Source organism: Planctobacterium sp. AWH2_060, assembly GCF_056158425.1.
The window spans coordinates 2,424,253-2,448,695 of record NZ_JBSWTG010000001.1; the positions used below are offsets into that span (position 1 = coordinate 2,424,253).

Sequence of the window (24,443 nt, forward strand, 5' to 3'; positions counted from 1 at the left end):
TGTAAGCTCCTTAACGATCCTGAACATAAGCGCGATACATCAGTTCCGCTCTAATCCAATCTTCTTGTGTATCAATATCTTGAACTAAATGTCGAGGTAATACAACGGGATAACTGTTTGCCGAAAACACCACTTTACCCGATAACCATGCCTCTCCCGTCCCCCAATAAAACTGACCTGCATCGTGGTAAACCTCTTCCAAATCTTGTGAACGCTTGCTGATAAATTCTGGCATCATAGGTTTTACCCCGTCCGCATCTTTCAGCAATGCTCTTTGCACAGGGAAAGGAAATGTGGTCACTGAAAACGCAAAATCTAATTGCTTATTGGCTTCCAGAACCTGCAATCCTTTTTTTAAATAAGACTGCTCTAAAAATGGCGCAGTTGCGTAAATACAACAAACATGTTCAGGCTCAAAAAAGTGCTCACGGCAATATTCTATCGCGTGATTGGTGACCGGGCGAGTGCCAACAATATCATTGGATAAGTGAGCCGGCCTCAAAAAAGGTACATCTGCGCCCAAGGAAATAGACAGCGCTTTAATTTCTTCACTATCGGTAGATACGATAACCTTGTCAAACAATTGGCTATCTATTGCGGCCTCTATGGAGTAATTAATTAACGGCTTCCCGGAAAACAACCTGATATTTTTGCCCGGGATCCGTTTACTTCCGCCCCTTGCCGGAATAACTGCAAGCTTCAAACTAAAACCTCTTTTAATGATGCGACAACAAAATCCTGTTGGGATTCTGACAAGTCCGGATAAAGAGGCAAGGTTAATGCCATTTTGTAATAGTGTTCGGCCACCGGGAAGTCACCTGCATTAAAGCCTAATTGCCGATAATAAGGCTGTAGGTGAATGGGAATGTAATGCACATTAAGTGCAACCCCCTTTTCACGCATCATGTTAAATACGTGTTTTTTATCGTGCTCTAGCAACTCCACGACATAGATATGCCAGGCAGACTGGATATGCGGGTATAACGCAGGTAATTTAAGAGGAAGATCAGCTAATAGCCGCTGATAGCGTTCAGCCAGCCTGGCGCGCTGCTGAATAAACTCATTCAACCTTTGCAACTGAGATATGCCTAATGCCGACTGAATATCACTAAGACGGTAGTTAAAACCCAAGTTATGTTGCTCGTATTCCCAAGGTTCACCAGTAAACTGCGTAAAAGAAGATACATCACGGGTGATACCGTGTTTCGCAAAAGAACGCGCTATAGCAGCCAACTGTTCGTTGTTAGTCATCAGAGCGCCACCTTCAGCGGTGGTAATTGATTTCACCGGATGAAAACTGAAGATGCAACAATCAGAATACCTGCAACTACCCACTGGCTCATTTTCGAAGCTTGCACCCAAAGCATGAGAGGCATCTTCAATGATAGCAACGTTATAGGGTTTGAGGATTTCGCTTATCTGCTTCATCTCACAGGATAGTCCGGCAAAATGCACAACTATTATTGCCTTTGGCAACCGCCCTCGTTGTTTAGCCTCATGTAACTTGTCTTGTAGGGCTTGCGTGTCGATATTTCGACTGTCAGCATCAATATCCACAAAATCAATATCTGCGCCGCAATAAAGAGCGCAGTTGGCTGAAGCCACAAAAGAATTGGGGACTGTCCAGACAAGGTCACTCTTCCCGATACCCAATGCAAGACAGGCGATATGCAGTGCTGACGTGCCACTATTTACCGTCACTGCATGACTGGCTCCTGTGTATTTACAGAGTGCCTCTTCGAACTCCAGCCCCTTAGCACCTTGTGTTAAATGGTGATTACGCAAGACATCACAGACAGCTTCGATATCGGCTTCTATGATGTTATGTTTTCCATACTGGATCATGAGTTTTCTTTGTTGAGCCGGATTATTTCTTCATGGCTTAAAAAGTGAGGGTTAGTACCAGAGTTATATTCAAATTTCTCATCAACCGGCTCGCCTATTTCCCCTAGCTTGTTTTCAGCATAGTTAATGTCTTTGTCAAAAAAGATAATGGGCGGTGTAATAACGTAATGATCGTGAAACTCCAGTGAATGATGTGCCACTTCTTCCGGCACCATCACTTCATGTAATTTTTCTCCGGGTCGAATACCAATGACCTCAAACTGATGGTTACCGCTCATTGCAAAGGCTAAATCAGTAATTTTTACCGAAGGGATTTTCGGCACAAATATTTCACCGCCACGCATACGTCTGAAGCTCTTATCGACAAAAGCGATCCCCTCATCCAGGGTTATCCAAAAGCGAGTCATTTCAACATGCGTTATTGGCAGCTCCGAAACCCCTTCCTTTAACAACTTTTCATAATAAGGAACCACTGAGCCCCTGGAACCAACCACATTGCCATAGCGCACTACAGAAAAGCGCGGGCCTTTGGCGCCACTGATGTTGTTAGCTGCGACAAATAACTTATCGGAAGCTAGCTTGGTAGCCCCATAAAGATTAACCGGATTCGCCGCTTTGTCGGTAGAGAGGGCAATAACGCGATTAACATTGGACTCAATCGCAGCATCAATTACATTTTGCGCACCGTGAATATTAGTTTTGATGCATTCATTAGGATTGTATTCTGCAGCTGGCACCTGCTTTAGCGCGGCGGCGTGAACCACATAGTCTACATCGCGCATGGCAGCTTTCAGACGCTCTTTATCTCGTACATCACCAATAAAATAGCGCATACATTTGGCATCGTACTTTTGCTGCATTTCAAACTGTTTGAGTTCATCACGCGAGTAAACAATAATTTTTCGGGGCTTGTATTTTTCCAAGAGATGGGACACAAAGCGGTGACCAAAAGAACCTGTACCACCGGTAATTAAAACGCTCTTACCATCAAACATAAGATACCTTTAAATTTGACCCAAATGGATTAATGATGGGCAATTTTTATAATTATTTTTTGTATTTTTTCACAGCCTTGCGATTTCGCAAAAAGCCCACCAGAACGTCTTGCTGGTCATCCTTAAGATTATTAACAAGAGTAGTTAGTTCATCGTTAGTTCGCAAGAGTTCTTGCAATAACGCTTTGTCAGTCACTGAATTTTCTTTTAAAAAGCAGACGATTAATTGTTCTCTGGCCTCTACCACTTCTTGTAGTTTTTCTGCATCAAGATCTTCGGCCATTAACACTGATTTAATGGCATCAGAATTTTGCCGGATCGCTTCCGGCTCCTTGTCGGAAAAATAGGGTATGTCTGTGTTCAAACTGCAGCTTGACGTTTTTGACGCTGAGCTTCATAAGCTTCCTGTTTTGCAGATTCAGGAATCTCCGCCCAAGCATTTTTAATCGGTAACATGAGGTTAATCACTTCATCCATGATCTTCAAGCTATTCTGAATATTAGCGTCAGTTAAGCGTCGGATCATATAATCATATAACGCATAAAGATTCTCGCCTACTTCACTTTTCACTTCCAAATCAATGGTGTCTCGTAGATTAACCAATATAGACGTCGCTTTAGATAAGTGTAATGCCTTGGACTCAAACTCTTTGCGCTCAATACTGCCTTTGGCCATAGCGATTTTTTCTAACGCACCCTGCATCAACATCAAAGTGATTTTGTGCGGATCAGCCGTTGATAAATCTTGTTTTAAGCTACCTTTTTTATAAGCCTGAATGCCTTTTAAACCCATTTTTCCCCCTTACTGCTTAAATTCCGCCTAATGCAGCAAATAACGCATTACCGGTATTATTTAATGAAGAAACGGTTTTATCCAGCGCTATGTATTTATTACGCTGGATTTGCTCAAATGATAACATTCTCAATTCAAACGCTTCACGTTCATCTGCTAAAAGATCTTTCTCGCCTTTAAGCTCATCTTCCCGGTCACGCAGTAAGCCACCAAAAGTGGTGTACTCGTAGAGAAAGTCGTATAACGTTTTAGCTACACCATCGGTGCTATTAGTAAATACGTCAGCCACTTCATCGAAGTTGTCTTCTAATGCATCATCCAACCGCTCATCGCCACTGCCAATGCCGAATTCATCTACTGCGCTTATTTCTAACTTTCCATCATCATCAAAAGATAATCCAAAGTTAAAGATACTGCCCAGACTATTGCCAGAAACGCTGGTCGTCAAAACATTGGCGATACCGTTCTGCAATCCCCGTACCATAAAGTCACCGGCTAACGCACCATCGTCCTCTAGTTCTGATTCACCGTAACGGGTTAAACGCTTAATTTCATCGACAAGTGAGTTATAACTATCAATAAAATCCTGGATTTTGGTTTTAACTCCGTCTTTATCATTACCAATCGTCAGTTTAGAGGATGCTAACCCATCGACATCGGTCCCAGCCTCAGAGACTTCATGCACTTCAAACGAGACGTTTGGAATCACATTCTCAAATTCATTGGTAGAGCTTTCTACCTGAATGTTATCTATATAGGCTATAGCATTGCGTGAAGCATTATTTTGGGTAAGTGAAGATGTACCTGCGCCAATATTTGTAGTCGCCAGGTTTTCCATTTCGGCGTTGCCACCACCATCGATCGACAAATCATCCCCAGCACCAGTAATTTGAGATTTATAGATAACTTTAGGGCCAACATTACCGGTATCTAATAAAATCGCGGTTACCAGAGGTGTGGTTCCGTCGCTTTGCACATTGTCTGCTGAGCTATTAATCGCGTTAACATAATCCTGCAAAGACATGCTGGAGGTTAAAGTCAGCGAGAAAGAATCCGATGATGTGGCGAATCCGAATGATACTGTAGTATCCGATGTGACAATGGTGTCAGTCTTGGCGGCAAATGTCGAATCAGCTGACGTGTAGGTAGTACCCTTTGCTAACTGCTTTACCGCAATTTCATAATCAGCTTCAAGCGCACTTGTTGAAGCCTCAACAGTAAATGGCCCAGTTTCGCCTTCTTCAGGTTCTGTCGGGTGGTCTATCTGAGGTTCACGCGCATTCAGGTTATAGTCGTTCTTAAGCTCTTCGACTGCATCCTGAAACTCGTCTACTTTAGATTTTAAGGAACCAATAGCAGAAATAGTGGCATCCAGAGTCTCTTCACGTTCGTTTAAACGCTCTTCTTTGGGAGCCCGCTCAGCTTCGATAAGCTGAGAAACCAGATCATCAAGCGCTAAGCCTGAACCAACCCCTAAACTCTGAATGCCCATGATTTACCTCTACTAGACTTCTTTGCTAAACAGTACTCCTACGGCTTCACCTACATCAGACTGTAACCCCCTAATTCGGTCTGACAATGCCAGTACCTCTTCTGAAGGAATTTGTCTGATCAACTCTCCCGTATCCGAATCTGTTACTTGTACGATTGAACGATTAGAGTCATCGTTAAACGAAAAGTTTAGATTCGTTCTTTGAGACTGCACAAAATCTCTCACTTCTGATACTGCGATTTCTAAATCTTGTATCGAAGCTTCTTCACCCTTGCTAGTGTTATCGACCTGCGTATCAGAAACATTAGGCGTTTCACGAAAATTTGAACGACTGGCAGCGCGACTTTCGCCACTGTTATCGTTGTTATTTTCAGCCTGCAATTCCTCACTGCGTCTTACAACAGCGGGTTGTGTATTTTGTGCCAGATTAGCATTAAAACCTGATTGTGCTAAATCAATTTCCATCTTTCACCTCCTGATTAGGTAAAAGCGATTGCAATCTCAATCATTGACATTGCAATCAGGCAAAATCAATAAAACAGCAATTAACCTAACAACGCTAGTGCAGTTTGCGGACGCTGATTAGACTGACTCAACACCGATATACTAGCCTGCTGGACAATCTGGTTCTTCGTTAGGTTTGCTGTTTCTGAAGCGAAATCAGTATCCTGAATACGAGAACGCGCAGCGTTCAGGTTTTCACTGACACTCGCCAGGTTACGAACTGTTGACTGGAAGCGGTTCTGCAAGGCACCCAACGAAGCCCGTTGCGCACCTATAGTTGAGATAGCCGTATCAATTGAGGCAAGTGCAGCAGATGCACCAGAAGCGGTTGAAATATCAACTGTGCCTACCCCCAGACCAGACGCTCCAAAGCCACCTGAACGAGAAAGGTTTACAGCAATACTTTGACCGGCGTTTGCGCCCACCTGAAAAGTAGCAGAGAAGCCACCATTTAGAATGTTGACGTTAGCAAATTGCGTATCTGAACCAATTCGAGACAACTCAGAAACCAAAGCAGTAACTTCTTGCTGTAATGCTGTTCTGTCAGCAGAAGAGTTAATACCGTTTTGCGCCTGAATAGCCAGTTGACGAATACGTTGTAGTGACGTTGTGCTTTCGGTTAAGGCACCTTCAGCTACCTGTACTAAAGAAATCGCGTCATTCGCATTTCGTACAGATTGGTCAATACCCTGAATTTGGCTGGTTAATTCTGCTGAAATTTGCAGACCTGCCGCATCGTCAGAAGCCCGGTTTATACGAAAACCAGAAGACAATCTTTCGAATGATGTGTTTAACGCTTCATTTGAGTTAAATAATTGACGTTGCGCGTTTAATGACGAAACGTTTGTATTTACAAAAATACCCATGTTATACCTCCTGAGAACCAATTAACTATAGAGAGAGCCACTGGTTCGCCTACTTTTGTCAGTCGAGAGTGCTGACGTTAAACTTGCTTTGCCCTTAGTGTTTCGACCTCACCCGAAACCTTAAAAACAAAACCCGCAATACCCCTCAACAATAGGTATCGGCAATCTCTTGAGGTTCTTTAAGTTTTTTTTAAACTTTTTTCCTGAAAACAATTAAGCAACTGTTTTTATTGAGTTTTTAAACAGAATTGCAATTGGAAAGGCGAGTGAATATATCGAGCAATTGGAGATGTTTTGATTTTCAATTACTCGAAAAGAATTGCGTATTAATTGTGAGTCGAGAAAAACAATTCAACTCTGAACACTTTTGGCATGAGTCATGCTTTAACCAATCCAAACAATGAAAGTGTTGAAAATGTTCAAAGTTTTGACACGAAGAGAACTTTAGAAAGATTTGAAATAAAAACAGCCAGGTCACAGGACCTGGCCAAATTGCTCACGTTAGGAGAACGAGCAATAGGGTTTTGTCGCTCGACTGCAGGATTTGGGAAGAATACTGGCCTCTCAACCATACTTCTACACTCTCGATCCTGTCAGTCGGCGTTTTCACTGATTTTGTTGTTATTTTTTCAGTGAAGCAAAAACCTTTTGTAGGTCGGAATTGAATCCGACGCTAAAGTTTGTCGCTCGACTGCGGGATTTGGGAAGAATACTGGCCTCTCAACCATACTTCTACACTCTCGATCCTGTCAGTCGGCGTTTTATTTTGTTACCTGTCGGACTGAAGTCCGACTTACCTTTTGTAGGTCGGAATTTATTCCGACGTTTAAGTTTGTCGCCCGACTGCGGGATTTGGGAAGAATACTGGCCTCTCAACCATACTTCTACACTCTCGATCCTGTTGGTCGGCGTTTTATTTTGTTACCTGTCGGACTGAAGTCCGACTTACCTTTTGTAGGTCGGAATTTATTCCGACGTTTAAGTTTGTCGCCCGACTGCGGGATTTGGGAAGAATACTGGCCTCTCAACCATACTTCTACACTCTCGATCCTGTTGGTCGGCGTTTTATTTTGTTACCTGTCGGACTGAAGTCCGACTTACCTTTTGTAGGTCGGAATTGAATCCGACGTTTAAGTTTGTCGCCCGACTGCGGGATTTGGGAAGAATACTGGCCTCTCAACCATACTTCTACACTCTCGATCCTGTCAGTCGGCGTTTCTTGAGGTGGCCTCTCATCTCCTACCCTCATAAAACACTTTATTTGTGTCTCTTGGCCCCGGATAATCAATTTGCTGTAGCAGCGTCAATTCTATGTCACCCGAGATTTTTAATTTGTAACCCTGTTAGTGTAAGAACACCGGCACGGAAGTTAAAAAGGTATAGAGCCATACTGCTTTAAACTTTCGAGATTGTAGTTGCGCCTGAATATCTTCTTTCCACCTAAACTGTAAGCCTTACCCATTAGATTTACAGTGTAATAACAGTCTTTGAACCATTTTTATTTGCTCTTCTTGATGATTTACTCAAAATCCTGAGAATTTAAGCTAGCGTCATCTAAATATCTTAACTTTGGCACAGTTACTGCTTTAAATATTATGTCAGTTAATTAATTGACTGATAAATAGCTGGGCAACTGTTTAACAAAGTCCTATGCTATAGAGTGAGCGAAAGCTCTTCGTCGACTTGCGGGATTGATGGCCTATACCTCAATACCTCACACTACCTCCTGGCGTTGGTCTCGTAAGTCGGCGACTTAATCTCTTCCCTGAGATTGAGGGTTCAAAAGCGAGCTTTCTTGTCTTTTCTTACCTTATCCCAGCAAACTTAATGCAGATTGTGGTCTTTGGTTAGCCTGCGACAGCACAGTTGTACTGGCCTGTTGGATAATCTGGTTACGTGTCAGTTCCGCTGTCTCTACAGCAAAGTCTGTATCTTTGATACGCGATCTTGCCGCTGACAGGTTTTCAGATACGTTTGCCAGGTTACGAATAGTAGATTGGAAACGGTTTTGCAAAGCACCCAGTTCTGCACGTTGTGCACCAATAGATGAAATGGCAGTATCAATCGCAGTCAAAGCACCTGAAGCACCAGCAGTTGTTGATATATCAACTGTCCCGACACCTAAGCCTGATGCCCCAAAACTTGCACCATTGGCTGAAGACAAGTTGACGGATATTGTTTGTCCGGCGTTGGCTCCCACCTGGAACTGTGCAGAAAACGTTCCCGACAAGATATTGTTACCGGCAAACTGAGTATCCGTGGCAATTCTGGATAACTCGGCAACTAAAGCAGTTACCTCTTGTTGCAGAGCGGCTCTGTCTGCTGATGAATTAATACCGTTTTGCGATTGAATTGCCAAAGTCCGAATACGCTGCAAAGCTACTGTTGACTCTCCCAACGCACCTTCAGTAGTTTGCACTAAAGAGATGGCGTCGTTGGCATTACGTACCGATTGATCCAAGCCTTGAATTTGTGTCGTCATTCTGTCGGTAATCTGCAAACCAGCAGCGTCATCAGCAGCTCTGTTGATGCGAAAACCCGAGGATAAACGCTCAAAAGACGTGCTAAGTGCATTACCAGAGTTAAATAACTGACGTTGTGAATTTAATGATGAAACATTGGTATTTACGAATAAACCCATTTTTTTTCTCCTAACGATTTTGATAGTAATTTGAGCTTTTGCTCTTTATCTAAGTAAGTTGTTTTTATTTTTCTTTACTTAGTCAGGCCCGGCTTGTTTTTATTATTGATTGCTCAGTGCCTTTGCCTATGTATCGTCGGAACTAAAAATTTCCTTTAACTTTTTTTTGACTATTTTTTAATTATTTTAATTTTCCCTTTATTTTCAATAGGTTAAACACCATTAAAATGTCACTTTTTTGACGCTAAAAACCCTAATTTTCAGACATAAAAAAGCCAGCTCATCGGCTGGCTCTTTTTTGTTCTTGCTCAAAAAGCACTCACACTACCCCCTGGCAAGAAATCCTTTTTTAACTTATCCCAACAGGGATAATGCTGACTGAGGACGCTGATTAGCCTGAGCCAACACAGAAGTACTGGCTTGCTGGATAATCTGATTACGGGTCAGGTTAGCGGTTTCAGTCGCGAAGTCAGTATCTCTGATACGCGATTGTGCACCTGACAGGTTTTCAGAAACGGTACTCAAGTTACGAATCGTAGATTGGAAACGATTCTGCAACGCACCCAGCTCGGCACGTTGTGCACCGATAGATGAGATAGCAGTATCAATTGATGTCAACGCACCTGAAGCACCCGAAGCAGTGGAAATGTCGACAGTGCTCACCCCCAGACCAGACGCACCAAAGCTGGCACCATCAGAAGACGAAAGGTTTACTGAGATCGTCTGGCCTGCATTAGCACCAATCTGAAACTGAGCAGAAAACCCGCCGCTAAGCAATGAGTTACCGGCAAAAGTAGTATCACTACCAATTCGTGATAGTTCGGCAACCAGAGCTGTCACTTCTTGTTGCAACGCTGCACGATCTGCCGATGAGTTGATGCCATTCTGCGACTGAACAGCTAAAGTACGAATACGCTGCAAAGCTGTAGTTGTCTCGTTCAAAGCACCTTCAGCGGTTTGAACAAGTGATATTGCATCGTTAGCGTTACGTACTGATTGATTTAGACCTTGGATTTGTGATTCAAAACGATCAGAAATCTGTAAACCTGCGGCATCATCTGCTGCACGATTAATACGGAAACCTGAAGATAAACGTTCGAACGAAGTTGATAATGCGTTACCTGAATCGAACAGCTGACGCTGGGCGTTCAGTGAAGAAACGTTGGTATTAACGAATAAAGACATAAAGTCTCTCCTACACTCTCGATCCAGCTATATTGGGTAAATATAGATCTGGGATCTGACCTGTGGAACAGGTCCTAAAGTTTAAAACAACAACAGTTTCAAATATGGGTAATATCACAAAACTGTTGCACTGGCTCTCTCAGTTAAGGTTATCGCCTGCGATTCTTAAACCTTGAACAAAAAATGATATTTTTTTTAACTTTATGAATTTATGGAGTTTTATTGTTAAACAAAGGTACAAAACGGCCTTCTCAAACAGAATATCCAAGGACAAATTGATGTACGAATAGTAAGTAAAATAAGAAAAAATTAGTATTGTGGAACATTTTAGGTTTCTTAAAAAATTAGACAAAGACAATCGAAAAAAGCCGAAGCATATCAATGCTTCGGCGAGGTGCTCTGACGTTAGGAAAAGTGAGCGAAATTCTCGAAAATGTTCTCCTGCCTTAAAGGGCTCTCACACTACCTCCTGACGGTTAACATTTGATATGGGTAGAAATTGTTTACTACGTTGTAGGTTCGACTTCAGTCGGACAGCGGTTGTGAACCAAAGACCTTTGTCCGACTAAAATCGAACCTAGGTCAATATTAACCCAACAGTGACAATGCTGACTGTGGACGCTGATTCGCCTGGGCCAAAACTGTAGTACTGGCCTGTTGGATAATCTGATTACGCGTCAGGCTCGCTGTTTCAGTGGCAAAATCAGTATCCTTGATACGTGATCGTGCGCCTGACAGGTTTTCGGAAACGTTACTCAGGTTGCGAATCGTTGACTGGAAACGGTTTTGCAAGGCACCCAATTCAGCACGTTGTGCACCGATGGATGAAATCGCAGTGTCGATTGAGGTTAATGCACCTGAAGCACCGGCCGCGGTTGAAATATCAACTGTACCTACACCTAAACCCGATGCACCAAAGCTGGCGCCGTTTGAAGAAGACAGGTTGACAGAAATCGTTTGACCGGCATTGGCACCCACCTGGAATGCTGCAGAAAAGCTACCGCTTAATATTGCGTTACCAGCAAATTGGGTATCGGTACCGATTCTTGATAATTCTGCCACTAAAGCGGTTACTTCCTGCTGCAAAGCAGTTCTGTCAGCTGAAGAGTTGATACCGTTTTGTGACTGAATGGCCAAAGTACGAATACGTTGTAATGCCGTGGTCGTTTCTTGTAATGCACCCTCAGCAGTCTGCACCATTGAAATCGCATCATTGGCGTTGCGCACTGACTGGTCAAGGCCCTGAATTTGTGAGGTAAAACGGTCGGTGATCTGTAAACCGGCGGCATCATCTGCGGCGCGATTGATACGGAAACCTGAAGACAAACGCTCAAATGAAGTTGATAAGGCGTTGCCTGAATCGAATAATTGACGCTGGGCGTTCAATGAAGATACGTTAGTATTAACAAACAAAGACATTTGTCTCTCTCCTACACTCTCGATCCGGATCAGCTTGTGAGGTATTTGGGCTTTACCGGTGACTGTCGTCGTACAGTCAAATCGTTAATATTCAACAATCACCCGTTTTTTGTTTTTATTAAGCGATTGTCACTGGCTCTCTCACTTAGGGTTATCGTATTTTCAAAAATTTCCTTGAAGGTTTTTTGCACTTTTTTTGAGAATTTTTGTAAAAACAGAGGGTTGAATATTTGAATTGGTCGGTGTGGAGTGTTTAGCAACGGCGTCTGAATAAATTCAGACCTACAGGTGGTTGAATTTGGCAACAGCGTATGAACAAGTTCAGGCCTACAGGGACGATTTTCATATTGAAGCAAATCAATATTCCCGCTAACAGGCATAAATTGTTAGTATCAATAAAAACCAAAATTTCAATTTATGGATTATAAGCTTAACAAAATTTCAGGGGCGGCAACTCACAGTGCATTCACAGACCTGTGTCTTTGGCAGGGACATTTGTATTGCTGTTTCCGAGAGGCGTCAAATCACATCAGTAATGATGGTCGTATCGCTATTCTAAAAATGGATTTATCCGGGAAAGTATTAGCGAAACGCACAATTATTGAAACTCTTTCGGATTTGAGGGATCCAAAACTAACGATAACACCAGACAACAACCTTATGTTGCTGGCCTATCAACGTGGATTTAATGCTCAGGGTCAGCATATCTTTAGTCAACCAGTGGTTTACTTTTCAGGTAATGGTGAAAGCTGGTCTTCTAAAACTAAACTGGGCCATAACCACTGGTGGTTGTGGCGAGTGCGCTGGCACCAACAGAAGCAGGCTACCAGCAAGAAAGATCTGCATCAGGCATATGGCTTTGCCTATAATCGTGCTGCTAACAGCCTGCACTTGTACAAAGGCCAACCCAGGGGATCATTTCATATACACCAAGCCAATGCACTTAGCCTAAGTAAACATAAGCTGGGTTATCCTAACGAAAGTGATATGTTTTTTGATGGTATAAATGCCTGGGCCCTCGTGCGTAGAGATGCAGATACCTGTAGCGCACAACTGGGGCATTCCTGCTGGCCATTTAAGCGTTGGCAATGGCATGATTTAGGGATGTATCTGGGAGGACCATGTATGATCCCCGAAGAGCACAATAAAGCCTGGGTGGCGGGTCGAATCTGGAAAAATAATCGCTTTTCTACGGCATTGTTTAGCCTTGACCTGAAAATGAGAAAGCTAAGCCAGGTTGAGGTTTTAGCCTCTGGAGGTGATACCAGTTACCCTGGGTTAGTGAAGCATGATGACAGGCTGTATATGTCTTACTACTCCTGCCACGAAGATCAAAAAAGCCAGATATATCTGGCTCAATTTGAAATTTGATTAGAGCGTGTTGACCTTTACTGTACGAAATTTGTTCTAGATATAATCGAACAGCGACAAATTAGTGACTCGCCCAAAGGTTTGTTGAGCTGCCTGAAGCGCAGTTTCCTGCTTACTCAGTTCTGAAATAGCTTCCGCATAATCCACATCTTCAATTTTTGAGCGGGCATCTTTGTTAGCGATTTCCAGATCCAGATTAGATTCCTGAACAGAGGTGGCAACCTTTACACGTCCACCTATTGTAGCCACAGTGTTAGACACTTCCTTCAGACCATTGTCCAGTCCCACCAAAGCATCATTAATTGCCTCAGTTAGTGCATCGCCACTGACAGTAGGATCGTTTAACGCCGCTACAATTTCATCAAGGGTAACAGCAAGGTTTTTCTTTTCAGGTTGAGATAAAGTAAATTCTACTGTGCTTGCCGCACCGCCCGTCACAGTGAACTCAACCCCTTTAAAGGTAAAGGGTTCGCCAGAGGTAAAGTTTATCGTCGTCGCATCCGGATCATCAAAAGTGATTTGATTTCCAGCGCCGTTAACGGTACCGGTAAATACATTGTTTGCCGCTGTCACGGCATCGTAGTTTGCCTTGTGAAAGTTATCAAATTCACCTTGCTGAAGTACTTTCACACTGGCCGCCGCAGTACCTCCAGTAACAGTTCCGGTTAATCTGGCTAATACGTTTTCAAATACATCCTTTCCAGAGTCGCCATCAGCAATGGTGACATTGCTGGAAAGTTGCAATTTGTTCTGCCCATCATCCCCCTGGAAGGTATAGCGATTTCCTGTGGCAGTGGCGTCATAAACAAAAGCAGGGGAATCAGATTGATTCCCGGCAAAAATATAATTGCCGTTGGCATCCTGACTGTTCATCAGATCAAAGATTTCGTCTCGGATTTGCGCTAACTCGCTGGCGATAGCGGTTCTGTCTTCGTCAGTATTAATACCATTGCCCGCCTGAACCACCAGCACTCGGGCTCTGTTGGCAGAAGTGGTTACATTGCTCAGCACCGCTTCTTCCTGAGATAACGAATTTTGCAGAAGAGTATTATTGCGGTTGTATTGGGTAATTTGATCCAACTCTTCGGTCAGACGCAGCACACTGGCAGCCCCGACAGGATCATCAGAAGGCGTAATGAGTTTTTTACCCGTAGACAATTGTAACTGGGTTTCAGACAAACCTATCTGGTTGTCAATCACACCGTTAATTGCGCGATCGAAAATCTGATTGTTAGAAATCCTCATGACAGTAACTCCACGGTATTCAGGGACACCACGATGCTTAATTGCCTAACCTGTTTCATTAACTTACAGCACCTAGAATTGTCTGGAACAAACTTTGTGCCGTAGTCAACACTCTTGCTGATGCGGCATACGCCTGCTGGAAACGGATCAAATCGGACGCCTCTTCATCTAGATTAACGCCTGAAACCGAATCCATCCACTCTTTAGATAAACGCTCCATTGCAACTGCTGCGTCATATTCTACTTCCGCGCTGGCAGTTTTAGAACCTATGTCAGTCACAATTCCCGCGTACGCTTCATGAAACGTAATTTGGGTACTGTTGCCATCGTTGCCCCGCAACATGGTGTCTTCTTCTTGCAATGCCGCTAATTCCAGACCATTAGTATTATCATTAAAACCATTGGTGTTATACCCAATGTTAAAGGTATCTCCGGCTTGGGGCACACCTTCAATACTCAAATCATAGCCCGGATAATCATCCTGCCCGGTAAAACCCGCATCCCAGGGGACAGCTGCTGCTTGTTGCAGCAGGTTTTCCAAAGAAGTAGCATTGTTTACCGTTGCCAAAACCGTTCCAGCCGAATCTCTCACTTCAAAACTATCGGCTGCTGTAAAAACGATTGTTGTAGGCGCGCCATCGCCTCCTGTGTGAGGAGAAGCACCTGGTCCCTGAATTCCACCCGCACCGTCGAACGCCGAGCCGTCGGTTCCGGCACTGACAACAGTATTGGTGACGGTAATTGATGAAACTGACGCGGTACCCAGGTTATCCAAATCTGATTCCACCCGAATTGGTGACGCCAGGGCTAAGTCTTCAGGGCGATTAGTGGCCATTGCAATGGCTCCGGCTGCATCTTTAGCCGGTTGTATTAAAAACTGATCATCGTCATTGTAAGCAGCGCCATCTGGAAATTGAATCTCCAGATCAGCACCTATATTACCCGCTGGTATAGAAATGAAGCCACCACCGGAAATATCCACATTGGTAAGCGATTGTGTGATAGGGGTTCCAGTGCTATCTGTAACCGGCGTTCCATCAGCGTTAAGCAGGGCAATATCAAAATCAATGGTGGTGGTGCCTCCACCACCGGTTATGGTTATCTGATAGTCTGCTGAAGTAATTTCACGACCACCACCATCTGGTACTCTGGCGTTGACTGACCCGGTGCCTGTATTATCTTCATAGGTCAAACCGCCAAACTCAGGTGTTGTGAACAAGTCCGTGCCCAGTTCGTTATCCAGATCCATGCCTAACTTATTTTGCTCATTCATGGCATCCGTCAATGCTAAAGCAATTTGTCCTAATTCCCGCATGTTGGGTTCCAGCACATCATCCCTATAGCGGATCAGGCCTCCAATTTCCCCCCCCAGATCCTCATCACTTAGAGGAATGGTAATATTTTCATTACCAGAAACCCGTAACTCCAGATCTTTAAAGGTGGGATCAGGGTTACCATTTTCACTAAAGACATTAAAAGAGCCATCTTCCAGCACTAGTGCCTGTCCGGTATTCATAAAAACCAGTGTAGAGCCATCGGTCCGCTGTTGAGTTGTTACTTCAACTAATTTAGAAAGCTCTACGATAGCCTGATCTCTCTGGTTTTTAACCGACTCAGATCCCGAGGTTTGCGGCGCAAATTGGGTGGATTTAATCTGGGTATTCAGATCTGCAATTTGCTCAATAAGATCGTTTGCCTGCTCGAGTTTATCATCCAACTCCTGGTTAACCACTTCAACACTGGTTTCCAGATAACCATCCAGATTATTGAATTGCTTAACCATTGCCTCAGCTTCGGCTAAAACGATTTCCCGTGCTGCGATGTTGTTGGGATCATCATTGACTGTTTGCAGTGCAGCGAAATAACGGCTCATCCCCTCAGCTGCGCTGATTGCCTCGCTGGCGAAGATGTTATCCAGCTGATTCAATTTATCCAGATATTGTTCGGCTTCACCCAACGTTGAAGTATCACGTATATGCTGCTCTTGAGCGAACTTGTCAACCACCCGCTCCACATTGCCTAACAGCACACCACCGACATCCTGCTCTTCCAGAGAACCGCGCTGTCGTACATAGCCTTCAGTGTTTACGTTAGCAATGTTATTAGCCGTTGTATTGAGCAAGCCTTGCTGGGCATTTAAGCCGGAGGTAGCAATGGTAAATATATCCGTTTGGATCATAACGCAGACCTCATAGTATTAATTTCGCTATTGTCACCACTCAATCGCTGACTGTTGTACACTGACATGACTTTTTCAGCGTAACTGGGATCAGTGGCATACCCAGACTTTTGTAATTCATTAAAATAGGTTTGTGGATCATCAGCTCTTTCCAGCGCCTGGCGATAACGTGGACTGGACTGTAAAAAATCCACATAGTCATTCATAGATTCTTCAAATGAACCATAAGAACGAAAAGCGGCTTTAGTCTTATGGGCCGTGCCATTATCAAACTCTAAAGTATCTATATAGTTTTTATCACCTTGCCAACCACGACTGGCCTTTACACCAAACAGGTTATGAGAGTTCTGTCCATCACCCGAATGGATCAGATATTGTCCCCATCCGGTCTCCACAGCCGCCTGAGCCACCATGGCTTTGGGATCTAAACCAATTTTTTCAGCGGCTTGTTCAGCGATAGGCAACAGATTTTTCACAAATTCTTCAGGAGACTCAAATCCTGGACGCTTTTCTGGTGCCAGATTAGCAACAGGAGTATTAACCGGAATCGCCGAGCTTTGTGCCATACTCACTTTGGCGCGACTGTAATCATTGATGGTAGACAGGTTGCCATCATTGCGAATAACGTTTGCTGGCATCACATTGCTGCCCTGAGGATCCAGTTGCTGCACAATCAATTCAGCCAGACCTACACTACCGGAAGCCGACATGTTAGTTGCCAACTGCTGATCGTGCATATCGCGATAAAAGCGCACTTCCTGAGAATTAAATGGGCTGTCCTCGTCAGCTAACACGTCTTCAGCAGCACGCATAGATTTCAACATCATCTGAACGAATATCGCTTCAAAGTGCTTGGCCGTTTCTTCCAGCGCTTGTTTGTCATTTTTTTGTGCCCCTTGACGCAATGCATCGAGGCTCTGCACATCATAGGCATTGCGCGCTTGCTGAATTTGAGACTGAACGTGATTCATGGAGTCCATCATGCCGCCTTAGATAATCACCAGTTCGCCTTGCAAGGCTCCCGCCTCACGCAACGCTTCTAATATTGCCATCAAATCACCCGGTGCCGCGCCCACTTCATTAACTGCGCGAACCAGGTTGTCCAGGCTAACACCCGGATCAAACTTAAACATACGAGTATCATCCAGATTGACATCAACAATTGATTGCTGTGTTACTGTAGTATCCCCTTCAGCGAATTGATTTGGCTGTGATACTGTCTGCGTCTCGGCAATAGTCACTGTCAGTCCACCATGGGTAATAGCGGCAGGTTTTAGCCGCACGTCCTCTCCGATGACAATAGTGCCGGTTCGGCTATTGATTACGATCCGCGCTGGCGCATCAGCAGGTTCAAATTCAAAATTCTCGATAGTGGCCAAAAAGCCCACTCTGGCACCCACTTCTCTGGGGGCTGACACACGTACTGATGCGGCATCGATAGGTGTCGCAATAACATAGCCTTTATCGGGGTCGGCACCAAGGCGACGATTAATAGTATCCGCCAAGATTTTAGCGGTGGAAAAATCGGGATAGTTGAGATTTAAGGTTAAAAAATCACCGTTCATTAATCCACTGGGAACAGAGCGTTCTACCACTGCGCCATTTGGGATGCGCCCTACTGTGGGCGTATTAGCGATAATTCGAGAGCCATCGGCACCTTCAGCACCAAAGCCACTCACCACCAAACTACCCTGTGCCACGGCATACACCTTGCCGTCCATCCCTTTCAGGAAGGTTTGCATCAATGTACCGCCGCGCAAACTCTCAGATTCACCAATGGAAGAAACCGTAATGTCAATTTTTTGGCCGGGCTTGGCAAAAGCTGGTAAGTCGGCATGCACAGCCACTGCCGCTACATTGGAGATCTTTGGACTGACATTGCTAGCCAAAGCAATGCCAAAATTAGATAACATGGCGCGAAAGCTCTGCTCCGTAAACGGGCTTTGCTCGCCCGTACCTGGTAAGCCCACCACTAAACCGTAGCCAATTAACTGGTTGCTTCGCACTCCTGAAATAGAAACAGCATCTTTGATTTTTTGCGCATAAGTAGCAGTACTCAATAACATTGCTATCAGCACTAACACTATTTTAAAACGATTCATGATGTTGTTCCTCACTTGCCTCAATACGTCAAAAATTAAAAGGGCCACCAGGTTGATGCAAAGAACTTGCCAAGCCAACCTTGTTGTTGCACCTGGGAGAAACTACCTGTTCCACTGTACTGAATTCGGGCATTGGCAATTTTGGAAGAAAGCACTTCATTTGCCGGGTTTATGTCGGCCGGTCTGACAATACCGGTGAGACGGATGTATTCATCACCATTATTTAAGGTCAACCACTTCTCACCGCGAATTATTAAATTATTGTTAGGCATAACCTGTACGACGGTAACCGAAATATTACCCGTCAAATTATTGCTCTGGTTTGCTGAAGCATCCCCTTCGAATTCATTGGTAGACCCCAAATCAAGCTGAAAATCGCCACCAAAGCCCAGATTTAAATTACCGCCACCTGGGCCTGTAATAGGGTCAAAATCAATTTCAGATTCACGCTCTAACGTGGTGCTGGCGGATTTTGTTGCTGAAGTATTTTCGCGTAGGATCACGGTAATAATGTCGCCAATGCGACGGCCTTTGGCATCGGAATACAGGCTGTTCGCATGCATGGCATTAAAAATAGAGCCATCGTTAGAAATCTGCTCCACCGGCATCTCAGGAACAACTGGGGCGAAGAAGGGATCATTTGGACGAGGGTCCACCGGAACCGTTGACTGACAAGCAGTCAGCACAGTCACAAACGAAGCCGTAAATGCTAATTTTTTAATTAGACTTTTCATGCTACACCACCACTAAAGTTGCTGAATTACCTGACCTAACATCTGGTCCACGGCTGAAATCACTTTGGAGTTCATTTCATACAAGCGCTGACTTTCTATCAGGTTAACTAACTCTTCGGTCACGTTAACATTTGATGTTTCTAAGGCGCCCTGCTGAATCGTACCCAAGCCATTTAAGCCCGGTACCCCCTGAATAGGTGCACCACTGGCCGCAGTTTCCACATACAGGTTTTGTCCGATGGGTTGTAAACCCGCTGAATTAACAAAGTCGGAAATATTGAGCTGACCAACTATGGTTGGCGCTGCCTGCCCCCGCACCTGCACGGATACTTCACCGTCTTGAGAAATGGTTATTTGCTGAGCATCTTCAGGAATAGTAATAGCTGGCTGTAACTGAAAACCGGCACCAGGTGTGACGATCTGTCCAGTATCATCTAAGGTGAACTGTCCATTTCGGGTATAGGCAATCGAACCGTCGGGTTGCAGTATTTCAAAAAAGCCCCGCCCCTGAACTGACATATCCAGCGAATTTTCTGTGGTCAACATATTGCCCTGAGTATGCGCTTTTTGCGTTGCGACTACTTTACTGCCCGCGCCCACCATCAAACCTGATGGTAATTCGGTATCCGCAGATGAACGACCACCCGGCTGATTAATATTCTGATAGAGCAGATCTTCAAAAATAGCCCTGTCTTTCTTAAATCCCACCGTACTGGCGTTGGCCAGGTTGTTGGAAATAACCGACACATCAGTTTGCGCCGCATCTAATCCTGTTTTACTAATCCATAATGCCGGGTGCATAAATCACCTCCTCATTTAGTTTGAAAGCCTTGTGCTTTCTTAAATACATAAAAACTTTTACATACCATGCAGTGATAGCACACTACATAATCATCATTAGTCGGGTTCCGCGTTGGTCGATTTCTTCAGCCTGCTTCATAAACTTGACCTGCATCTCGTAATGGCGTTGCGACTGAATGATGCCCATCATTTCCTCAATCGGATTTACATTACTGGCTTCCAGAAAGCCGGTTCGGATACCTACCGTCAAATCCTGGTCAGCCTGCTCTCCATCCGGCAAGCGGAACAATCCATCCTGGCTGCGTTCCAGATTATTCAGGTCCGGTTTGACTAATTTAATACGCCCTACTGGCTCCAACACATTGGCTGGCGCTCCCTGAGGACGAACAGAAATGGTACCGTCTTGTGCAACGTTGACGTTTGAAAGTGGAATAGGCAGAAAAATCGGACCGGCTTCACCAACAATCTGGTTACCCCGGGTATCCAGCAACTCACCATTGGTCCCCATTTGCAGACTTCCGTTTCGGGAGTAAGCTTCACCGCCATTTTTATCTAAAACGGCAAACCAGCCATTGCCTTCAACGGCAATATCCAGATCGCGATTAGTTTGCACCATAGCGCCAGGATCGTAACGATTAGCCGGACTTTCCGTCATGGCAAAAACCCGCGTCGGCAAACCGTCGCCGAATGCCGGCATGGCACGCGCCTGTTGCATCATCGCTTTGAAACCGGTTGTTTGCGCATTAGCCAGGTTATTGGCTCGCACCGCACTTGCCAGAAGGTCTTGTGAAGCACCTTGCGCGGCAATATAAAGCATTTTATCCATGACAGTTATTTGACCTGTTATTAACTTAACAGAATAAAAGCAGGATTCGTGCCATGAGAACGATTAGAAGGAAAAAGAAAGGCCACTGAAAAGTGGCCTTAAACGAGAAACCATAGATTTCTTATCGGATACCCAAAATGGTTTGATTCAGTGCATTGTTGATTTCCAGGGCTCGAGAGTTGGCCTGGAAGTTTCGTTGAGCAATGATCATATCAATCAACTCGGTTGTCAGATTCACGTTGGATTGCTCCAAAGCTGAAGAATTGATATCACCGAAAGTACCAGTGGTAGCCTCACCGGCCAGGGCTTCGCCGGACAAGATACTCTCTTTCCAGGAAGCGTTACCGTTTTGGGTCAGTCCCTGTTCGTTAGAAAAGCGCGCTAACGCAATACGGCTGATGGGCTCTGATGTACCATTAGAGAAGGTGGCACGTACCAGACCATCAGGACCGATATCAATACCGGTTAATCGGCCAACGGGCAAACCATCCTGTTCCAGCGAGGTCACTTCAAAAGAAGACGCAAATTGGGTGGGTTCGTTATCGCCAATTCCGTTAGTATCTAAATTGAAGTTGATTGCTAGTGTTTGAGCAGTATCAGCCCCAGAAGTCAGTCCTGTCAGTTGAACTGTAGTTGGTAACAAAATATCACCTGCCGTCCCTGTTGGCAAAGAACTGCCATCTGCGGCCTGTATCTCAGTGAAGTCACCGCTGGAATTAAAAACAAGTCTTGTTCCCCAAACACCGGTGGTTCCTGGTGTGTCGTTGGGTCCGGTCAAGGTTTGACCAAATCCAACATAATTCTGATCAACACCTGCTACAGGTCCAGCATTTGGGCCAGTTGGATCAGCGGGTACTGTTCCATCCGGGTTGGTGTAGTCGTAAAATTCACCATCCACAGATGTGACAACTAACCATTCATTACCAGCCGCGTTTTCATCTTTGATGAAATAAAAAGTCTGAATATGGGATTCACCTAGTGAATCATATACCGTTATTGATGTGGAAGCGTTGTAGGTGTTCGTGTCGTTGGGATTAAAATCATTTGGATCAAGTGCCGGATCACCCGCTGGCAGGTTCATTCTTAAATCGACCTCTGACGTGGGCGATGGATTACCAGATGAATCAGGTATTTGTACCGGTTCGGCAGTACTCAGCGCGATAGAAGATGATGTACCATCACTATTAACCGGGAAGCCTAACAGGTTGTCACCTTGAGAGTTAACCACAAAGTTATCTTCATCCAGTTTAAACTGACCTGCTCGGGTATAGGTAAAATCCTGAGATGCAATATCCGGTACAGTAACAAAAAAGCCGTTACCCGTTATCGCCAAATCCAGCGCAGTGTTAGTAAACTGCAAGCTCCCCTGGCTAAACTGTTGGGCAACTTCTTGTGTCACTACACCGTCCCCCACTTTAGTACGACCGCCGCCGAGTAGAGACGATGCAAATACATCACCAAATTCGGCACGTGATTCTTTGAATCCCACGGTGTTAACATTGGCAATGTTGTTTGCCGTGGTATCCAGATCTTTTTGAGCGGCAGCGACACCACTCAGGGCTATATTAAATGACATTGCTCGTTCTCCTGTTAATTAGCCGACATTTATAATATCTGATAGGCGGATACTCTCATCACCCGCCAGATTGAGTACCACGCCAGATGTACCGGCACCTGCCAGGCTGACGCTTTCAACTCTTCGATTAATTCCATAAGGGATAGATTCTGTTTGACCATTCACCTCACCCTCTATTTTTATTTTGTAGGATCCGGGCGGCAGGATATTGCCTGCGTCGTCAGTACCGTCCCAGCCAAACTCGATATTACCTGCCTGTTGGCTACCCACATCAATGGTGCGCAACACTTGGCCAATGTTATCTTCTATGATGATTTTCATATCTTTAACATTTTCAGCGGCAACCGCTGTTCCGGTCACCTGGGCATTCATCTGCACATTCAGTTGCGTGTTCAAGCCATCAACCGTGCCCGTAGCTTCTACTTTGTATTTTCCGCGTGGCATGTGATTACCATCAGCGTCAGTGCCATCCCAACCAAAGGAGATTGCCCCGGCATCGTGATTGCCGCCGTCAATTTCCCGTACAACCTCGCCGTACTCGTTAAGGATCTGAATTTTCATGTCCTCTACAGGCGCATCAGCGATAATGGCACCACTAACAGCGCCATCCTGCCAGGTAGTACCTACACTGGATTCGGTTAACACGGTTTGTCCAATCAAACTGGTTGCCTGTAAGGCCTGATTGGAATTCATGGAAGCAGCAAACTCATCAAATTTATCGTTTAGCTGCGATAAACTGTCAGCCATAGTAAAACTGGTCATCTGCGCCACCATCTGGTCGTTATCTACCGGTTTGGTGGGATCCTGCATCGCCAGTTGTTCTGTTAACAATGAAAAGAAGTCTTCCTGAGTTAATTGAGAATTGGCGTTTGGATCGGCAACAGGAACACTTTCTTCCTGCCAATAGAGACCATCATTCAATATTCTGTCACTGATAGCGTCCATATTATTCTCCTATCGACCCTGTCCCAGCATCATGACCCGACGAAAGATACGTTTTGTGGTATCTGCCACCTGAACATTCGCTTCATAAGCTTTAGATGCGGATAACATATCCGCCATGGATTCCACAACATTGACGTTGGGTTTAAATATGTAGCCATCTTCGTTGGCCATGGGGTGATTCGGTGAATATTCCATTTGCAGTGGCTTTTGACTTTCCACTACACCGAGAACATTAACTTTTGTCCCAAGAGGCGATTGTGCGTCAGTGGCGTTTTTCATCTCGGCGGCAAACACCGCATGTCTGGCCTTATAGGTCTCGCCGTACGAGGAACTGACGCTGTTAGCATTAGCCACATTACTGGCGGTGGTATTTAAACGGATACCTTCTGCATGCATGCCTGAGGATGCAATATCCATGACATTAAATAAACTCATTATTGCTGCCCTCCGGTCAGTGCTTTTTTCATACCTTTAAACTTGCCATCCAAGAACTGCAGACTGGCCTGATAACGCAGGCCATTATCCAGGAAAGAGTTCTTTTCAATCTGCGCTTCAACTGTGTTGCCATCGCCGGTATCAGGTTGTGTAGGTACCCGAAAGGTGATCAAGCGGTCACTTTGCATCTGGCCTTCGATGTGCCCACTGGAAGTACGGTTCAAATGCATGCGTTGTTCGTACGATGCACTTTTCATAGCTTCCTGAAAATTAATATCGCGGGCCTTATAACCAGGCGTATTTTGATTCGCCAGATTACCGGCGATCAGCTCCATCCGATCCTGCCGAACAGACACAGCGCGATGATGCAATGCGGTTAACTTGTCTAAACTGATGGCCATGATTTTTCTCCACAGCGTCAAAAAACTTACGGTGAAGTCAAAGCAAGGCACATGCCAAAAATGAGATTATGAAGATATTTATTTCGGAA

23 protein-coding genes are annotated in these 24,443 nt (G+C 44.7%); 1 reads left to right on the plus strand and 22 read right to left on the minus strand.

Annotated elements, in window-relative coordinates; translation table 11 throughout:
* Nucleotides 1-10: 10 nt before the first annotated feature.
* The 11 genes from pseF to ACXAD8_RS10390 form a co-directional block, all read right to left on the minus strand.
* Nucleotides 11-703: a pseudaminic acid cytidylyltransferase gene (gene pseF, locus ACXAD8_RS10340; RefSeq protein WP_475228089.1), complete on the minus strand. Its 693-nt coding sequence runs from the start codon at nucleotides 701-703 to the stop codon at nucleotides 11-13.
* Nucleotides 700-1,845, minus strand: coding sequence for a UDP-4-amino-4,6-dideoxy-N-acetyl-beta-L-altrosamine transaminase (gene pseC / locus ACXAD8_RS10345; RefSeq protein ID WP_475228091.1), 1,146 nt, complete (start codon nucleotides 1,843-1,845; stop codon nucleotides 700-702). Before pseC ends, pseF begins: the two co-directional genes overlap by 4 nt.
* Nucleotides 1,842-2,840, minus strand: a complete 999-nt coding sequence (gene pseB / locus ACXAD8_RS10350) for a UDP-N-acetylglucosamine 4,6-dehydratase (inverting) (RefSeq protein ID WP_475228093.1) — start codon at nucleotides 2,838-2,840, stop codon at nucleotides 1,842-1,844. The genes pseC and pseB overlap by 4 nt, the downstream gene beginning before the upstream one ends.
* A gap of 52 nt (nucleotides 2,841-2,892) precedes the next feature.
* Nucleotides 2,893-3,204: a hypothetical protein gene (locus ACXAD8_RS10355; RefSeq protein ID WP_475228095.1), complete on the minus strand. Its 312-nt coding sequence runs from the start codon at nucleotides 3,202-3,204 to the stop codon at nucleotides 2,893-2,895.
* Entirely contained in the window at nucleotides 3,201-3,632 is a 432-nt protein-coding gene (gene fliS / locus ACXAD8_RS10360) for a flagellar export chaperone FliS (protein WP_229529503.1), read from the minus strand. Before fliS ends, ACXAD8_RS10355 begins: the two co-directional genes overlap by 4 nt.
* A gap of 16 nt (nucleotides 3,633-3,648) precedes the next feature.
* Nucleotides 3,649-5,124, minus strand: a complete 1,476-nt coding sequence (gene fliD, locus ACXAD8_RS10365; protein ID WP_475228098.1) for a flagellar filament capping protein FliD — start codon at nucleotides 5,122-5,124, stop codon at nucleotides 3,649-3,651.
* 12 nt (nucleotides 5,125-5,136) lie between these two features.
* The gene (locus ACXAD8_RS10370; protein ID WP_475228100.1) at nucleotides 5,137-5,589 is read right to left on the minus strand and encodes a flagellar protein FlaG; all 453 of its coding nucleotides are present in this window, start codon (nucleotides 5,587-5,589) and stop codon (nucleotides 5,137-5,139) included.
* 80 nt (nucleotides 5,590-5,669) lie between these two features.
* Entirely contained in the window at nucleotides 5,670-6,494 is an 825-nt protein-coding gene (locus ACXAD8_RS10375; protein WP_475228102.1) for a flagellin N-terminal helical domain-containing protein, read from the minus strand.
* A 1,810-nt stretch (nucleotides 6,495-8,304) separates the two neighbouring features.
* Entirely contained in the window at nucleotides 8,305-9,135 is an 831-nt protein-coding gene (locus tag ACXAD8_RS10380; RefSeq protein WP_475228105.1) for a flagellin N-terminal helical domain-containing protein, read from the minus strand.
* A 354-nt stretch (nucleotides 9,136-9,489) separates the two neighbouring features.
* Nucleotides 9,490-10,320, minus strand: a complete 831-nt coding sequence (locus ACXAD8_RS10385; protein WP_475228106.1) for a flagellin N-terminal helical domain-containing protein — start codon at nucleotides 10,318-10,320, stop codon at nucleotides 9,490-9,492.
* 588 nt (nucleotides 10,321-10,908) lie between these two features.
* Nucleotides 10,909-11,739, minus strand: a complete 831-nt coding sequence (locus tag ACXAD8_RS10390; protein WP_475228109.1) for a flagellin N-terminal helical domain-containing protein — start codon at nucleotides 11,737-11,739, stop codon at nucleotides 10,909-10,911.
* 417 nt (nucleotides 11,740-12,156) lie between these two features.
* Between ACXAD8_RS10390 and ACXAD8_RS10395 the strand changes: the two genes are divergently transcribed.
* Complete coding sequence (locus ACXAD8_RS10395) at nucleotides 12,157-13,110, plus strand: hypothetical protein (RefSeq protein WP_475228110.1); 954 nt, start codon at nucleotides 12,157-12,159, stop codon at nucleotides 13,108-13,110.
* Between the two features lie 36 nt (nucleotides 13,111-13,146).
* Here the strand turns inward: ACXAD8_RS10395 and flgL are convergent, their stop codons facing one another.
* The 11 genes from flgL to flgB form a co-directional block, all read right to left on the minus strand.
* Entirely contained in the window at nucleotides 13,147-14,355 is a 1,209-nt protein-coding gene (gene flgL, locus ACXAD8_RS10400) for a flagellar hook-associated protein FlgL (protein WP_475228113.1), read from the minus strand.
* A gap of 58 nt (nucleotides 14,356-14,413) precedes the next feature.
* Nucleotides 14,414-16,534 carry a flagellar hook-associated protein FlgK gene (flgK, locus tag ACXAD8_RS10405; protein WP_475228115.1) on the minus strand — a complete coding sequence of 707 codons (2,121 nt, stop codon included), beginning with the start codon at nucleotides 16,532-16,534 and terminating at the stop codon, nucleotides 14,414-14,416.
* Nucleotides 16,531-17,514 (minus strand): flagellar assembly peptidoglycan hydrolase FlgJ, encoded by a 984-nt coding sequence (flgJ, locus tag ACXAD8_RS10410; protein ID WP_475232933.1) that lies wholly within the window; start codon nucleotides 17,512-17,514, stop codon nucleotides 16,531-16,533. Before flgJ ends, flgK begins: the two co-directional genes overlap by 4 nt.
* Before the next feature lie 9 nt (nucleotides 17,515-17,523).
* Nucleotides 17,524-18,636 (minus strand): flagellar basal body P-ring protein FlgI, encoded by a 1,113-nt coding sequence (locus ACXAD8_RS10415; RefSeq protein ID WP_475228117.1) that lies wholly within the window; start codon nucleotides 18,634-18,636, stop codon nucleotides 17,524-17,526.
* Between the two features lie 35 nt (nucleotides 18,637-18,671).
* Nucleotides 18,672-19,370 (minus strand): flagellar basal body L-ring protein FlgH, encoded by a 699-nt coding sequence (gene flgH, locus ACXAD8_RS10420; RefSeq protein ID WP_475228120.1) that lies wholly within the window; start codon nucleotides 19,368-19,370, stop codon nucleotides 18,672-18,674.
* A 12-nt stretch (nucleotides 19,371-19,382) separates the two neighbouring features.
* A complete protein-coding gene (gene flgG / locus ACXAD8_RS10425; RefSeq protein WP_475228122.1) occupies nucleotides 19,383-20,171 on the minus strand; it encodes a flagellar basal-body rod protein FlgG in 789 nt (262 codons plus the stop codon).
* Between the two features lie 82 nt (nucleotides 20,172-20,253).
* The gene (locus ACXAD8_RS10430; protein ID WP_475228124.1) at nucleotides 20,254-20,997 is read right to left on the minus strand and encodes a flagellar basal body rod protein FlgF; all 744 of its coding nucleotides are present in this window, start codon (nucleotides 20,995-20,997) and stop codon (nucleotides 20,254-20,256) included.
* A gap of 121 nt (nucleotides 20,998-21,118) precedes the next feature.
* Nucleotides 21,119-22,573, minus strand: a complete 1,455-nt coding sequence (flgE, locus tag ACXAD8_RS10435) for a flagellar hook protein FlgE (RefSeq protein WP_475228126.1) — start codon at nucleotides 22,571-22,573, stop codon at nucleotides 21,119-21,121.
* 18 nt (nucleotides 22,574-22,591) lie between these two features.
* Nucleotides 22,592-23,518, minus strand: a complete 927-nt coding sequence (locus ACXAD8_RS10440; protein ID WP_475228128.1) for a FlgD immunoglobulin-like domain containing protein — start codon at nucleotides 23,516-23,518, stop codon at nucleotides 22,592-22,594.
* Nucleotides 23,519-23,527: 9 nt separating this feature from the next.
* A complete protein-coding gene (gene flgC, locus ACXAD8_RS10445) occupies nucleotides 23,528-23,953 on the minus strand; it encodes a flagellar basal body rod protein FlgC (RefSeq protein WP_475228131.1) in 426 nt (141 codons plus the stop codon).
* Complete coding sequence (gene flgB, locus ACXAD8_RS10450) at nucleotides 23,953-24,354, minus strand: flagellar basal body rod protein FlgB (RefSeq protein ID WP_475228133.1); 402 nt, start codon at nucleotides 24,352-24,354, stop codon at nucleotides 23,953-23,955. The genes flgC and flgB overlap by 1 nt, the downstream gene beginning before the upstream one ends.
* Nucleotides 24,355-24,443: the final 89 nt, after the last annotated feature.

What these genes read in the sequence shown, in the direction of transcription:
- pseC (WP_475228091.1), bottom strand. Translation starts at nt 1,845, where the DNA reads ATGATCCAGTATGGAAAACATAACATCATAGAAGCCGATATCGAAGCT.
- pseB (WP_475228093.1), bottom strand. Translation starts at nt 2,840, where the DNA reads ATGTTTGATGGTAAGAGCGTTTTAATTACCGGTGGTACAGGTTCTTTT.
- fliS (WP_229529503.1), bottom strand. Translation starts at nt 3,632, where the DNA reads ATGGGTTTAAAAGGCATTCAGGCTTATAAAAAAGGTAGCTTAAAACAA.
- fliD (WP_475228098.1), bottom strand. Translation starts at nt 5,124, where the DNA reads ATGGGCATTCAGAGTTTAGGGGTTGGTTCAGGCTTAGCGCTTGATGAT.
- ACXAD8_RS10370 (WP_475228100.1), bottom strand. Translation starts at nt 5,589, where the DNA reads ATGGAAATTGATTTAGCACAATCAGGTTTTAATGCTAATCTGGCACAA.
- ACXAD8_RS10375 (WP_475228102.1), bottom strand. Translation starts at nt 6,494, where the DNA reads ATGGGTATTTTTGTAAATACAAACGTTTCGTCATTAAACGCGCAACGT.
- ACXAD8_RS10380 (WP_475228105.1), bottom strand. Translation starts at nt 9,135, where the DNA reads ATGGGTTTATTCGTAAATACCAATGTTTCATCATTAAATTCACAACGT.
- ACXAD8_RS10385 (WP_475228106.1), bottom strand. Translation starts at nt 10,320, where the DNA reads ATGTCTTTATTCGTTAATACCAACGTTTCTTCACTGAACGCCCAGCGT.
- ACXAD8_RS10390 (WP_475228109.1), bottom strand. Translation starts at nt 11,739, where the DNA reads ATGTCTTTGTTTGTTAATACTAACGTATCTTCATTGAACGCCCAGCGT.
- ACXAD8_RS10395 (WP_475228110.1), top strand. Translation starts at nt 12,157, where the DNA reads ATGGATTATAAGCTTAACAAAATTTCAGGGGCGGCAACTCACAGTGCA.
- flgL (WP_475228113.1), bottom strand. Translation starts at nt 14,355, where the DNA reads ATGAGGATTTCTAACAATCAGATTTTCGATCGCGCAATTAACGGTGTG.
- flgK (WP_475228115.1), bottom strand. Translation starts at nt 16,534, where the DNA reads ATGATCCAAACGGATATATTTACCATTGCTACCTCCGGCTTAAATGCC.
- flgJ (WP_475232933.1), bottom strand. Translation starts at nt 17,514, where the DNA reads ATGGACTCCATGAATCACGTTCAGTCTCAAATTCAGCAAGCGCGCAAT.
- ACXAD8_RS10415 (WP_475228117.1), bottom strand. Translation starts at nt 18,636, where the DNA reads ATGAATCGTTTTAAAATAGTGTTAGTGCTGATAGCAATGTTATTGAGT.
- flgH (WP_475228120.1), bottom strand. Translation starts at nt 19,370, where the DNA reads ATGAAAAGTCTAATTAAAAAATTAGCATTTACGGCTTCGTTTGTGACT.
- flgG (WP_475228122.1), bottom strand. Translation starts at nt 20,171, where the DNA reads ATGCACCCGGCATTATGGATTAGTAAAACAGGATTAGATGCGGCGCAA.
- ACXAD8_RS10430 (WP_475228124.1), bottom strand. Translation starts at nt 20,997, where the DNA reads ATGGATAAAATGCTTTATATTGCCGCGCAAGGTGCTTCACAAGACCTT.
- flgE (WP_475228126.1), bottom strand. Translation starts at nt 22,573, where the DNA reads ATGTCATTTAATATAGCCCTGAGTGGTGTCGCTGCCGCTCAAAAAGAT.
- ACXAD8_RS10440 (WP_475228128.1), bottom strand. Translation starts at nt 23,518, where the DNA reads ATGGACGCTATCAGTGACAGAATATTGAATGATGGTCTCTATTGGCAG.
- flgC (WP_475228131.1), bottom strand. Translation starts at nt 23,953, where the DNA reads ATGAGTTTATTTAATGTCATGGATATTGCATCCTCAGGCATGCATGCA.
- flgB (WP_475228133.1), bottom strand. Translation starts at nt 24,354, where the DNA reads ATGGCCATCAGTTTAGACAAGTTAACCGCATTGCATCATCGCGCTGTG.